General features: G+C 71.9%; 13 protein-coding genes. 7 read left to right on the top strand and 6 right to left on the bottom strand.

All coding sequences use genetic code 11. From position 1 onward, the window contains the following. Positions 1 to 155 precede the first annotated feature (155 nt). Positions 156 to 3,266, top strand: coding sequence for an NACHT domain-containing protein (locus tag GLX30_RS27310; RefSeq protein ID WP_244258293.1), 3,111 nt, complete (start codon positions 156 to 158; stop codon positions 3,264 to 3,266). Between the two features lie 7 nt (positions 3,267 to 3,273). On the opposite strand, the gene GLX30_RS27305 is transcribed toward GLX30_RS27310, so the two are convergent. Continuing rightward, positions 3,274 to 3,996 (bottom strand): VIT family protein, encoded by a 723-nt coding sequence (locus GLX30_RS27305; protein WP_159693256.1) that lies wholly within the window; start codon positions 3,994 to 3,996, stop codon positions 3,274 to 3,276. Between the two features lie 102 nt (positions 3,997 to 4,098). On the opposite strand from GLX30_RS27305, the gene GLX30_RS27300 reads away from it, so the two are divergent. The 5 genes from GLX30_RS27300 (at position 4,099) to GLX30_RS27280 (ending at position 8,851) form a co-directional block, all read left to right on the top strand. Then, positions 4,099 to 5,079: a DEDDh family exonuclease gene (locus GLX30_RS27300; RefSeq protein WP_208545491.1), complete on the top strand. Its 981-nt coding sequence runs from the start codon at positions 4,099 to 4,101 to the stop codon at positions 5,077 to 5,079. A gap of 108 nt (positions 5,080 to 5,187) precedes the next feature. Next, complete coding sequence (locus GLX30_RS27295) at positions 5,188 to 5,421, top strand: hypothetical protein (protein WP_100106509.1); 234 nt, start codon at positions 5,188 to 5,190, stop codon at positions 5,419 to 5,421. Between the two features lie 72 nt (positions 5,422 to 5,493). After that, complete coding sequence (locus GLX30_RS27290) at positions 5,494 to 6,276, top strand: SURF1 family protein (protein WP_159693252.1); 783 nt, start codon at positions 5,494 to 5,496, stop codon at positions 6,274 to 6,276. Between the two features lie 30 nt (positions 6,277 to 6,306). Beyond that, positions 6,307 to 8,091: a glycoside hydrolase family 15 protein gene (locus GLX30_RS27285; RefSeq protein ID WP_159693249.1), complete on the top strand. Its 1,785-nt coding sequence runs from the start codon at positions 6,307 to 6,309 to the stop codon at positions 8,089 to 8,091. 4 nt (positions 8,092 to 8,095) lie between these two features. Further along, complete coding sequence (locus GLX30_RS27280) at positions 8,096 to 8,851, top strand: SDR family oxidoreductase (RefSeq protein WP_159693247.1); 756 nt, start codon at positions 8,096 to 8,098, stop codon at positions 8,849 to 8,851. Positions 8,852 to 8,955: 104 nt separating this feature from the next. On the opposite strand, the gene amaP is transcribed toward GLX30_RS27280, so the two are convergent. The 5 genes from amaP to GLX30_RS27255 form a co-directional block, all read right to left on the bottom strand. Further along, positions 8,956 to 9,534, bottom strand: coding sequence for an alkaline shock response membrane anchor protein AmaP (amaP, locus tag GLX30_RS27275; protein ID WP_159695279.1), 579 nt, complete (start codon positions 9,532 to 9,534; stop codon positions 8,956 to 8,958). Positions 9,535 to 9,549: 15 nt separating this feature from the next. Further along, a complete protein-coding gene (locus tag GLX30_RS27270) occupies positions 9,550 to 10,158 on the bottom strand; it encodes a DUF6286 domain-containing protein (RefSeq protein ID WP_244258506.1) in 609 nt (202 codons plus the stop codon). Positions 10,159 to 10,238: 80 nt separating this feature from the next. Beyond that, positions 10,239 to 10,610: an Asp23/Gls24 family envelope stress response protein gene (locus tag GLX30_RS27265; protein WP_208545607.1), complete on the bottom strand. Its 372-nt coding sequence runs from the start codon at positions 10,608 to 10,610 to the stop codon at positions 10,239 to 10,241. 24 nt (positions 10,611 to 10,634) lie between these two features. Continuing rightward, positions 10,635 to 10,826 carry a hypothetical protein gene (locus GLX30_RS27260; protein WP_159693243.1) on the bottom strand — a complete coding sequence of 64 codons (192 nt, stop codon included), beginning with the start codon at positions 10,824 to 10,826 and terminating at the stop codon, positions 10,635 to 10,637. An 11-nt stretch (positions 10,827 to 10,837) separates the two neighbouring features. After that, complete coding sequence (locus GLX30_RS27255) at positions 10,838 to 11,332, bottom strand: Asp23/Gls24 family envelope stress response protein (RefSeq protein WP_159693241.1); 495 nt, start codon at positions 11,330 to 11,332, stop codon at positions 10,838 to 10,840. A 92-nt stretch (positions 11,333 to 11,424) separates the two neighbouring features. On the opposite strand from GLX30_RS27255, the gene GLX30_RS27250 reads away from it, so the two are divergent. Beyond that, positions 11,425 to 12,096, top strand: a complete 672-nt coding sequence (locus GLX30_RS27250) for a hypothetical protein (protein ID WP_244258292.1) — start codon at positions 11,425 to 11,427, stop codon at positions 12,094 to 12,096. The last annotated feature ends 10 nt before the right edge of the window (positions 12,097 to 12,106 follow it).

Here is a 12,106-nt window from a genome sequence, read left to right as displayed (position 1 = left end):
GGCCGGCGGTCCCGCGCGTGTGTGTGCGTGCCGCGACCGTATTCGCCCGCTGAGGGTAGGCCCGTGCGCACCACGGGCATGCACCGATGACCGGCGCTACGCGGATCGCGGACCGTACGATCCGGTGGCCGGTGCATTCACGGGGAGGAACCGCAGTGCAGGGGTTGGAAGCCGTCGTCTTACGACTGGCCGGGACGCTGGCCGTGAACGTCGTCAAATCGCTGATCGCCGCCCGCCCGGGGGCGGGCCTGGTGACGGGCCGCAGGGCCGCTCCGCTCCCCCGGCCGGACCCGGCCCCGGTGGCGAGGAAGCTCGCGCGCCGGCTCTCGGACCCGTACGAGGACCTGCCCGACCACGAGCGCGAGGCCGCCGTCGAGGCGGTACGGGACACCGTCCAGGCCGCTGGTACGGTCAGCCCCGACCGGCTGTTCGCGCTGGACCTCGACCCGGAGCGGCTGTTCCGCACACTGCGGGACCCGGCGGCCGGCCTGGCCGAGCGAGGCGTGGAACTCTACGACGAACTGCTGCGGCTGTGCTGTGCGCACATGGTCGAGAACCTGACCGCCGACCAGTCGTTCATGGCACGGGCGGCAGTGGAGCAGACCCGCAGGGCGGGCCGCACCGAAGCACTCGTCGAGGACGTCAGGGACAGGCTCGGCCCGCGTCCGGAGGCGGTCGCCCTCGGCTTCGAGGGACGGTACGCGGACTATGTGGCCGAGACCCATGGGCGTCTGGAGCTGTTCGGGCTGACGCTCGGCAGGTCGGGGAGCGAGTGGCCGCTGGACACGGCGTACATCTCCTTGGCGGTCAGCGGGGACGGGCCCCACCAGAAGGGTTTCGGCCTGCCCCGGACCGGACAGGTCGCCGTGAAGGCGGAGCAGATCCTGTCCTCGGCCGACCGGCTCGTCCTGCGCGGTGCCGCCGGCTCCGGCAAGAGCACCCTGGTGCAGTGGCTGGCGCTGAACGCCGCCCGACGCAGTTTCGGCAAGGACCTGGAGGACTGGAACCGGTGCGTGCCCTTCCTGTTGCGGCTGCGCGCCTTCACGTCGTCCGACACGCTGCCGATGCCGGACGCCTTCCTGCGTGCGGCCGGGGTCCCGCTGCACGGTGAGGCACCGCCCGGCTGGACCGAGAAGCTGCTGACCGACGGCCGGGCGCTGATCCTGGTCGACGGCGTCGACGAGATCCCCTCACGGCAGCGGCATCGTACGGAGAACTGGCTGAAGTCGCTGATCGCCGCCTACCCGGACGCCCGGTACGTGGTGACGACCCGGCCGTCGGCCGTCCCGGAGGACTGGCTGTCCCGCCAGGGATTCGTCGGGCACTCGCTGCTGCCGATGGAGCGCGACGACATCCGCTCGTTCATCGGCCACTGGCACGAGGCCGCGCGCCAGGAGTGCCTGTCCCAGACCGAAGGCGCCCAGCTGGACACCTATGAGACGTCGTTGCGCAAGGGCGTCTCCACCCGCCGTGATCTGGGCCGGCTGGCCACCAACCCGCTGATGTGCGCCCTGCTGTGCGCGTTGAACCGGGACCGCAGGATGCAACTGCCGCGCGCCCGCAAGGAGCTGTACGACGCCGCGCTGGACATGCTGCTGGTGCGGCGGGACACCGAGCGGGAGATCGTCGGTGTGGAGGGCGTCGATCTGACGCGTGAGGAGCAGACGGCGCTGCTGCAGCGGCTGGCGTACTGGCTCATCCGCAACGGTCAGGTGGAGGCCGAGCGCGCCGAGGCGGTGGAGATGGTGGCCGAGTGGCTGGCCGCCATGCCGCAGGTGCAGGGCAGCCCGGAGCAGGTCTTCTCCCATCTGCTCATCAGGAGCGGTCTGCTGCGTGAGCCCCGCCCGGGTGCGGTGGACTTCGTGCACCGGACGTTCCAGGACTATCTGGGCGCCAAGGCCGCTGTGGAGGCCCGCGACTTCGGGGTCCTGGTGCAGAACGCGCACGACGACCAGTGGGACGACGTGGTGCAGATGGCCGTCGGCCACGCCCGCGTCGAGGAACGCGCCCGGCTGCTGCGGCACCTGCTGCGTCGGGCCGACCGGGCGCAGCGCCACCGGCACCGTCTGGTGCTGCTCGCCGCGGCCTGTCTGGAACACGCCCCGGAGCTGGACCCGGAGATCCGCGCGACGGTGCAGTCACGCACGCAGGAGTTGCTGCCCCCGCGCACCCAGGAGGACGCGGCGCAGCTCGCCAAGGTCGGCGAGCTGGTGCTGGAACTGCTGCCCGGTCCTGAGGCCCTGGAGGAGTACACGGCAGCGGCCGTGGTGCGCACGGCGGCCCTGATCAAAGGCGACGCCGCGTTCGAGGTGGCCGCGCGGTTCCGGGAGGACACACGGCTGTCCGTGGCGTTCCAGGTGTCGACGGCGTGGGGCTCGTTCGACACCGAGTCGTACGCCAGGGACGTGCTGGCCGCCGGGGCGTGGAACACCGCGTACCTGCATGTCCAGACCCCCGAACAGCTACACGCCCTCCGCCACATACCCAAGGCCCGGCGCCTGCATCTGGCGGGAGATCACCACGACCTCACTCCGCTGTTCGCGGTGGAGGACCCCGAGTGGCTCTTCCTGTACGAGAACGGCGTGGTGGACGATCTCACGCCGCTCGCGTCGTTCCGGCGGCTCAAGGACGTCGGTCTGAGCCGGTGCCCCGAACTGCGTGACCTGCGGCCGCTGGCGCGGCCCGGACTCGAGCGGCTCTCGCTCTGGGAAGTTCACCCGGAGGTGTCGATCGAGCCCCTGCGGGACATGCCCGACCTGCGCAGCGTGAACCTCTCCCAGCCGCTGCTCATCGAGAGCCTCGAGGAACTGCCGGTCGGACCGGGTCTCGTGCACCTCGGGCTCCACCACCAGACCCGCTACGTGAGCCTGGAGGGCATCGAGCGGTGGCCGTTGCTGGAGGGGCTGACGATCGCGGGCCAGTCGCAGCTGCGTCAACTGTCGCGCCTGCCGCTGCCGGCGTCGCTGACGAGTCTGAGCCTGTACGAGGTCGACCCTCTCGACCCGCGTCCGCTCCTCGGCCACTCCACGCTGCGGCACCTGCACCTCTGGCGGTGCGAACTGCCGTACGGCCTCACCGCGCTGCGCGATCTGCCCGCGCTCACCTCCCTGGAGCTCTGGCAGTGCTCACCGTCCGGAGCGCCCGTCGACATCGGACCGCTCGTCGCGATGCCCGAGCTGAAGATCACCGTCTCGGACGACACCCCGGTCATCGGCATCGACCGCTTCCCGCCCGACCGCATCGAGGTGAAGCGCGTCAGGACCTGACAGCGCCTCAGACGCCGGCCGCGTCGAGCGCCGAACCGGCGGCGTACGTCACCGCCATGGCGAGCGCCCCGCCGCACACGTTGCGCAGGACGGCGGGCCCGGCCGCGGCGGCGCCCAGCCGGGCACTCCACCAGCCGGTCAGCGCCAGTGCAGTGAGGACCGAGAGGACCGTGACGTACAGGCGCACCGACGTCGGCGGCAGCACGATGGCGAGCAGCGGCAGCAGCGCACCGATCGTGAACGCCAGGAAGCTGGCGCCCGACGCGTGCCAGGGGCTGGCCAGCTCGTCGGGGTCGATGCCGAGTTCCACCCGCGCGTGTGCGCGCAGCGCGTCCCGGTCGGTGAGCTGCACGGCGGCCTCCCTGGCCACCTCCTCCGACAGGCCGCGGTCCGCCAGCATGCCGGTCAACTCGTCCAGTTCGGCCTCCGGCTGCTCCTTCAGCTCCCGCCTCTCCACCGCCAGCGCGGCCCTCTCCGAGTCGCGCTGCGTGGAGACGGACACGTACTCGCCTGCCGCCATGGACATCGAACCGGCGAGCAGTCCGGCGAGGCCCGCGGTGAGCAGCGCCGGCCGCGAGTCCGTCGCACCGGCCACGCCGACGACGATGCCCGCCGTCGAGACGATGCCGTCGTTCGCGCCGAGGACGGCGGCGCGCAGCCAGTTGAGGCGGGTGCCGAGTCCACCGGGGTGCGCCTCGTCGTGGCTCTCGCCGCCGGTCGCTTCACTCATCCGGGGAGCCTCTCACGCACGGAAGTTGGGGACGAGGAGCCACACCCCGGCCTCCAGGCTGTGGGGGCGGGACGGGGCTGTCGGTGTCTGCCCGTATTCTCTGTGACCATGCTCGACGACCGTAGGACCGCAGCGACGACGTGGCCGGCCGCGTACCCACAGGGGTACGCGGTCGTCGACGTGGAGACCACCGGCCTCGCCGGTGACGACCGGATAGTGTCGGCTGCCGTCTACCGCCTCGACACCCACGGAAACGTCGAGGACCACTGGTACACGCTCGTCAACCCGGAGCGCGACCCCGGACCGGTGTGGATCCACGGTCTGACGAGCGAGGCGCTCGAAGGCGCCCCGCTGTTCGGGGAGATCGCCGGCGCACTCTCCGCGCGGCTCGACGGCCGGGTCCTGGTCGCCCACAACGCCACCTTCGACTGGTCCATGATCGCCAGGGAGTACGCGCGGGCGCGGGGCGCGGCGCCGACCCGGCAACGGCTGTGCACCATCGCCCTGGCCAAGGAGCTGCGGCTCCCGCTGCCCAACCACAAACTCGAGTCGCTGGCCGCGCACTACGGGGTCGTGCAGCAGCGTGCCCACCACGCCCTGGACGACGCCCGGGTACTCGCGGAGGCGTTCCGGCCGAGCCTGCACACCGCGGCCCGTGACGGTGTGCGGCTGCCTCTGCTCGAATGCCTGCCGCTGACGGAGTGGTCGGACGCGCCCGCAGCTCCGCGCGTCGGCTACCAGCCGTCGTACGGGCACAGCAGCTGGCGCCCGTCACGCAAGCGGCCGCCGTGTCCGTACCCCAACCCGGGAAGGTACGAACCGGGCGGGCAGCTGGTGCAGGGCATGCGGGTCGCCTTCTCCGGCGACACCTCCGTGGAGCGTGAACTGCTCGAGGACCGGGCCGTAGAGGCGGGGCTGCACGTCGCCACCAGCGTGTCCCGGCTCACCAGTCTGCTGGTGACCAACGACCCGGACGCGGCGACGTCCAAGACCGTCAAGGCCGCCTCGTACGGCACGCCGGTCGTCGACGAGGGCGCGTTCACCCAGCTGCTGCGGGACGTCGCCCCCGCGCCGGACGCCTAGGGCTCTCGTTCGGATCAGGCCGGAGGGACACCCGCATCGGAGTGAACCGGGCGCGACTCGCCCGCCGCCCGCTCGCCCGGGACGCCGAAGCGTTTCACCCTGTGGCGCATGGCACGTTGCGAGGTTTGCGGAAACGACTACGGCATGTCCTTCGAGGTGCACGCGCAGGGCGCGGTGCACGTCTTCGACTGCTTCTCCTGCGCCATCCACCGGATGGCGCCCATCTGTGAGCACTGCCGGGTGCAGATCATCGGTCAGGGCGTCGAGGTCGAGGGCCACTGGTACTGCGGCGCCCACTGCGCCCGCGCCGAGGGGAGGGCCGGCATCGTCGACAGGGTGTGACCTGCGCCCGGCCGGGGCACGGGCGGGGACCCACCGTCCGTGGCCCTGCGCCGAGCAGGTACGGTCGAAGCCGTGTACCGCTTCCTGTTGTCCCGGCAGTGGGTGATCCTCACCCTCATCGGCCTCGTTCTCATCCCCACGATGATCGAGCTGGGCTTCTGGCAACTGCACCGGCATGAGCGCAGGGTCGAGCAGAACGCCCTGATCGCACGGAACCTCGAGGCGAAGCCGGTGCCGATGGAGGAGCTCACCTCCTCCGGGCACACCGTCCCGCGCTCCGACTACTGGCGGCAGATCACCGCGACCGGCACCTTCGACACCGACCACGAGATGGTCGTCCGCCGCCGCACCAACGCCGACGACCGCGTCGGCTTCCACGTACTGACCCCGCTGGTACTGGCCGACGGCCGTGCCGTCCTCGTCAACCGCGGCTGGGTCCCCGCCGCCGCCGACCAGAAGGCTTTCCCCGAGGTTCCGGCCGCGCCCGCGGGCACCGTGACCGTCACCGGCCGGCTCAAGGCCGACGAGACGACCGGCGCCAGCGGCATCAAGGACCTGAAGGGCCTGCCGCCCCGCCAGGTGATGCTGATCAACAGCGAGCAACAGGCGCGGTTGCTGGACCGGCAGGTGCTCGGCGGATATCTGGAGCAGACGGCGCCGAAGCCCGCCGGCGGCACCCCCGAGATGATTCCGACGCCGGACCACGACTCCATCGGCGCCCACATGGCGTACGCCGTCCAGTGGTGGCTGTTCGCCGCGGCGGTGCCCGTCGGCTGGGTGGTTCTCGTCCGTCGCGAGAGGCGCGACCTGGCGGCGGAACGGACCACGCCCGAGCCTGCTCCCGCGGCTGCTTAGCGTCCTCTTCTGGCGGGAACACGCCAGAGCGTGACCCAACGTATCGAGGACTACGCCCTCATCGGCGATCTGCAGACCGCTGCACTGGTCGGCAAGGACGGCTCCATCGACTGGCTGTGCCTTCCCCGTTTCGACTCCGCCGCCTGCTTCGCCGCTCTCCTCGGCGACGAGGAGAACGGCCATTGGCGCATCGCGCCCAAGAGCGCCGGAGCCTGCACCGGCCGCCGCTATCTCGGCGCGTCACTGGTGCTGGAAACAGTATGGGAGACCCGCACCGGCAAGGTCCGGGTCCTCGACTTCATGCCGCAGCGTGACGAGGCGCCGGACGTCGTCCGCATCATCGAGGGCCTGAGCGGCTCGGTCGAGATGACCGGCACACTGCGGCTGCGGTTCGACTACGGCTCCGTGGTCCCGTGGGTACGCCGCGAGGACGGACACCGGGTCGCCGTCGCAGGGCCCGACTCCGTGTGGCTGCGCAGCGAGCCGGAGGTCAAGACCTGGGGTCAGCACTTCAGCACCTGCTCGTCGTTCACGGTCGAGGAGGGCGAGAAGGTGGCGTTCGTCCTCACCTGGCACCCCTCGCACAAGCCGCGGCCCGCGCTCGTCGACCCGCAGGAAGCCCTCGACCACTGCCTCCAGGACTGGGAGACATGGTCGTCGAAGTGCCGCTACCAGGGCCCCTACCGTGACGCCGTGCTGCGCTCCCTGATCACGCTCAAAGCGCTCACGTACGCCCCCACCGGAGGCATCGTCGCCGCGCCCACGACGTCGCTGCCCGAGGACATCGGCGGTGTACGGAACTGGGACTACCGCTTCTGCTGGCTGCGCGACGCGACCCTCACCCTGAGCGCCATGGTGTCCGTCGGTTACCTGGACGAGGCGGCGGCCTGGCGGGACTGGCTCCTGCGAGCGGTCGCCGGCGACCCAGCCGATCTGCAGATCATGTACGGACTGGGCGGCGAACGCCGCCTGCCCGAGATGGAGCTGGAGTGGCTCAGCGGCTACGCCGGCTCCGCGCCGGTCCGCGTCGGCAACGAGGCGAGGTGCCAACTGCAGATCGACGTCTACGGCGAGGTCATCGAGTCCCTGTACCTGGCCAGGCAGGCCGGTCTCACACCCGAGCGGCACGCCTGGAACATCCAGCTGAGCCTGATGGGCTTCCTCGAGTCCACATGGCGCGAGCCGGACGAGGGTCTGTGGGAGGTCCGGGGTCCGCGCCGTCACTTCGTCCACTCGAAGGTCATGGCATGGGTCGCCGCCGACCGCGCCGTGCGCACCCTGGAGAGCGAACCGTCGCTGCGCGGCGACGCGGCCCGCTGGCGGGTCATGCGGGACGACATCCACCGCGAGGTCTGCGAGAAGGGCTTCGACCCGGCCCGTAACACCTTCACCCAGTCGTACGGCTCCACGGAGCTCGACGCCGCGGTCCTGCTGATTCCGCGCGTCGGCTTCCTGCCCCCGGACGACCCCCGGGTCGTCGGCACGGTCGACGCGGTGTGGCGGGAGCTGGCGAGCGGACCTCTCGTCCGCCGCTACACCCCGGACGCCACCCAGGTCGACGGACTGCCCGGACGCGAGGGCGCGTTCCTGGTCTGCTCCTTCTGGCTCGCCGACGCGCTACGGATGACGGGCCGCGAGCAGGAGGCCCGCGAACTGTTCGAGCAGTTGCTCGGCCTCTGCAACGACGTGGGCCTCCTCTCCGAGGAGTACGACCCCGCGACGGGTCAGCTCCTCGGCAACTTCCCGCAGGCGTTCAGCCACATCGGACTGGTGACCACGGCCCTCGCGCTCACCGGGCAGAGGACGGCAGGATAGGGCCATGGATCTTGGACTGAAGGACCGCGTCTACATCGTCACCGGCGCGTCGAGGGGCCTCGGCAACGCCTCCGCGCGGGCGCTCGTCGCCGACGGCGCGAAGGTCGTCGTCACCGGGCGCGACGAGAAGACCGTCACCGACGCCGCGGCCGAACTCGGCTCCGCAGCGGTGGGCGTCGCCTGCGACAACGCCGACCCCTCCGCAGCGGAACGCCTCGTCGCCGCCGCTCGCGCGCACTTCGGCCGCTTCGACGGCATCCTCATCAGCGTCGGCGGCCCGGCGCCCGGCTACGCCGCGGACAACACCGACGAGCAGTGGGCCGCCGCGTTCCGGTCCGTATTCCTCGGCGCCGTCCGCATGGCGCGCACGGCCGCGGCGGAACTGAACGAGGGCGGTGTCATCGGTTTCGTGCTGTCCGGTTCCGTCCACGAACCCATCGCCGGCCTGACCATCTCCAACGGCCTGCGCCCGGGACTCGCTGGCTTCGCCAAGTCCCTCGCGAACGAACTGGGCCCGCGCGGCATCCGCGTGGTCGGTCTGCTGCCCTCCCGCATCGACACGGACCGCGTCCGCGAGCTGGACGCCCTGTCCGGCGACGCGGAGGCGGCACGCAGGGCCAACGAGGCGGCCATCCCGCTGCGGCGTTACGGCACCCCGGACGAGTTCGGCCGCACGGCGGCTTTCCTGCTCTCTCCGGCGGCGTCCTATCTGACCGGCGTCATGCTCCCGATCGACGGCGGGGCACGCCACGGCTTCTGACAGGGCCTGCGTGTTCCCCCGTTCCTCCCCGTGACCGGGGCTCGTCCCCCCTGCGCCTGGCGGCGTGGGGGGAGGAGCTCCGCGCAGCGGTCACGCCGCCACCGTCACGACACCCGCCGGGCCCGGTGCTTCGCCGCCCGTAGCCGTACCTCCGTCGGCAGCGCCTCCAACCCCGCCGAGTCCCTGGCGTGAGCGACCGCCTCGTCCGCGAGCCGCGCCAGCGTCCCGTGGGGAGAGGCGTCCGGCTCCAGGTCCAGCGCCACCCGCGCCTGCGGCGCGGTCCGGCGGCCGGTCAGCAGGACGGACGCGCGGGAGACGCCTTCCAGTGACGCCGCCTCGTCCTCCAGGGCACCTTGCAGCGCCCGGCCCCTCAGCAGCGCGCCTTCGCCGTCGCCGCTCTCGACCAGGACCTCCGCCAGCCGTGCGCGCCGCAGTTGGGCGAAGAACCACCACAGACCCAGGACGAGCAGCAGCGCCAGCACCGCGATGACGACCGGCCACCACCAGCCCTCCTCACGCCAGCGCGTCCGGTCCGCGTCGCTCAGCAGTACGTCGTACCGTCCGTCGTAGGGCCACCACGAAGGGACGGAAAGGCCCGTCCCGGCCACGAGGACCGCACCACCGACGCACAACAGGACGAGCCCGGCGAGGCCGAGGAAGACCCGGTTGACGGCTCGAAGCATCTCCTGCACCGTTCCTCACCTCCTCTTCGCGGGCGGTCTGCCCACGTGCACGGCCAGCTCCGGGGGCCTCGCGAGGCCGAGTTCCTGCAATGCGGCGCCGAGAGCCTCGTCGAGGTCGGCGCGTACGTCGTCCAGATCGCGGAAGTGCGCCCGCGCCCGTACCGACGCGCGGGAACGCCCCATCCGGACCTGTACCGTCTGCACGCCGGAGACCTCCATGGCCCGGTCGCGCAGTACGAGGGCCGCGGCCTCACGCCGCAGTCCTGCCCGTAGATGGGGCCGGTACCGGCGCATCGGCAGCAGCGCGCGCAGCCCAGGTGTCACCGCGAGAACGATCAGCCACAGGCCCAGCAGCATCGCCGCCCCGGCCCCTGCCAGCACCGCGATCTCGTCCAGGCGCGATTCCGAGAGGTGGTCGGCCAGCCACCTCCGCCAGCTCATCGCGGGCCGGTCGGCCCGTACGGCGGCGACGTCGTAGAGCAGCAGCCCCGCGCCCGCGACGACGACGAGGGCGAGCAGCCCGGCGGGCACCCGGCGTACCGACCAGAAGCGGCGGGCCCTGCCGGCGTCACCGTCCTTGTCCGCCACCGGGTTGTACGCGGACGCGGAGGCGGACTGGTCCATTTCGAGAACGGGCTGCGAGGGGCGCGCTTCCCGCTCCTGATGGGCCGGCTCTTCGGAGCCCGTGGGCCTGTCCGGTTCGGTCATCGGATCCTCCCCTGCGCCGCACCGCGCGAGAGGGCGGAGTGCAGCCGCTCGACGTGCACCGCCACCTCGGGGACCTCCATCCCCGCCAACGCCTTTACCCGCTCGATGACGTGCCGACGCACCGCGCCGCACAGAGCGCCGATGTCGGACGGGTACTCCAACTCGAGGCTGACCCGGACCCGGGCCGTGTCGTGGTGCACGACGACCATGGCATGCGGCGGCGCGCCGTCCTCCGGCACACCGGGGAGCGCTTCACGCGCCGCCCGCGCGGCGATCTTCGCGACGACACGGTCGGCGATGGCGGTCGACCCCCGGTCGGAGGGCGGCACCCGGCCCGGGGGAACGTCACGACCGGAGGAACCGGCCACCGCGACAGGGTCTGCCACGGCGCGTCACCGCCGCCCGTCGCCACGCTCGCGGCCCCGGATGAAGTCGCCGACCTCGAGATCGCCCTCGAGGAACCGGCCGACCACGAAGCCGACCGCTCCCAGGGCGGCCACCAGCAGGAACGCCCCGAAACCGCCGAAGTATCCGGCGAACCCGAGTGCCATGCCGGCCATCAGTCCGACCACCGCCATGCTCATGTTGGGCTCCTCTACTGGATTCGAGGCTCCGGCTCGTCCTCTTCTTCGTCCGGCAGCTTCACGTCGCTGACGGCGATGTTCACCTCGACGACCTCGAGGCCTGTCATCCGCTCGACGGCGGAGACGACGTTCTCCCTGACCGCGCGGGCGACGTCGGAGATGGACACGCCGTAGTCGACGACGATCTCCAGGTCGATCGCGGTCTGTACCTCGCCGACCTCGGCCTTCACCCCGCGTGCGACATTGGACTTCCCGCCGCCGGACTGCACGCGGTCGCGCACCGCGCCGAAGGTACGGGAGAGCCCGCCCCCCATCGCGTGCACACCGAGAACGTCCTTGGCGGCCAGCCCGGCGATCTTCTCCACGACGCCGTCGGCGATGGTGGTACGACCACGGGACCCTGGCTCCGGCAGGCGCCTGCCGCCTGCCTTGCGGGTGGCTTCGCTGGAGCCGGACAGCTCGTTTCCGGATGTCGTGGGCAGACTGCGCCCAGGTGTTTCGGTCATGACCGTAATCCTTTCCGGGCGGGTGGCGGCCCCGTTGCCCACATTAAGTGCCCTTGCCCACATTCGCGCCGGGGATGCGGCAGGCTGGAGGAATGACCACTCCGGATGCGGTTCTGCGGCGGGTACGAGGTGCGTTGGGACTCGGCAGACTCCTCGCCCTCGGCGGTCCGGCGGACGGTGCGTGGCTGTCGGAATCAGCCGCCGCCGCGGTCCTGCGCCGTGCGGCGGCCTCGGTACCGGGGGCCGTCCTGAACGACGTCAGGCTCTCCCTGGCGGACCCGGAGGCGGCGGAGTCCACGACGGTGCCCACGCCACCGGCAGCCCTCTGGCCGGGACCGCTGCGCCTTGAGGCGGGGGTGTCCGTCTGGGACCTCACAGAACCGCTGCCGGCGCTCATGGCGGCGTTGCGGGCGGCGTTGTTCGACGCGGCGGCGGAGACGCTGGGTCTCACGGTGACTGTCGTCGATCTGCGCGTCGAGACGCTTCTGGACGCGGCCCCAGAGAGTCCTGCCGCACCTGGCGCCCCGGCGGCCGCCGAACCCTCCGACGCCGTGGGCACGGCCGTGGCCGCGACGGCGGGCGTGGCGCATCTGACGGGGACGCTCGGCGCGGCGGTCCATCAGGCGCCGGACCACGTCCGCGTCGAACTCGCCACGGCGGAGGGGCACCGGGCGCTGGACGTGGCACGGGCGGTACGCAGGGTGGTGGCGGGGGCGCTGGAGGACAACCGCGCGGTGACGATCGTGATCACCGCGACGACCTGACCACCGCACG

Origin of the sequence: Streptomyces sp. Tu 2975 (assembly GCF_009832925.1) — a bacterium.
GTDB lineage: Bacteria > Actinomycetota > Actinomycetes > Streptomycetales > Streptomycetaceae > Streptomyces.
The sequence above is the reverse complement of the archived record's forward strand: the minus strand, read 5'-3'. Positions and strand labels throughout refer to the sequence as shown.

Excerpts from the sequence above, each read along its gene's own strand:
- amaP (WP_159695279.1), bottom strand. The coding sequence starts at position 9,534 with ATGCTTCGAGCCGTCAACCGGGTCTTCCTCGGCCTCGCCGGGCTCGTC.
- GLX30_RS27260 (WP_159693243.1), bottom strand. The coding sequence starts at position 10,826 with ATGAGCATGGCGGTGGTCGGACTGATGGCCGGCATGGCACTCGGGTTC.
- GLX30_RS27295 (WP_100106509.1), top strand. The coding sequence starts at position 5,188 with ATGGCACGTTGCGAGGTTTGCGGAAACGACTACGGCATGTCCTTCGAG.
- GLX30_RS27305 (WP_159693256.1), bottom strand. The coding sequence starts at position 3,996 with ATGAGTGAAGCGACCGGCGGCGAGAGCCACGACGAGGCGCACCCCGGT.
- GLX30_RS27280 (WP_159693247.1), top strand. The coding sequence starts at position 8,096 with ATGGATCTTGGACTGAAGGACCGCGTCTACATCGTCACCGGCGCGTCG.
- GLX30_RS27270 (WP_244258506.1), bottom strand. The coding sequence starts at position 10,158 with ATGGACCAGTCCGCCTCCGCGTCCGCGTACAACCCGGTGGCGGACAAG.
- GLX30_RS27250 (WP_244258292.1), top strand. The coding sequence starts at position 11,425 with ATGACCACTCCGGATGCGGTTCTGCGGCGGGTACGAGGTGCGTTGGGA.
- GLX30_RS27255 (WP_159693241.1), bottom strand. The coding sequence starts at position 11,332 with ATGACCGAAACACCTGGGCGCAGTCTGCCCACGACATCCGGAAACGAG.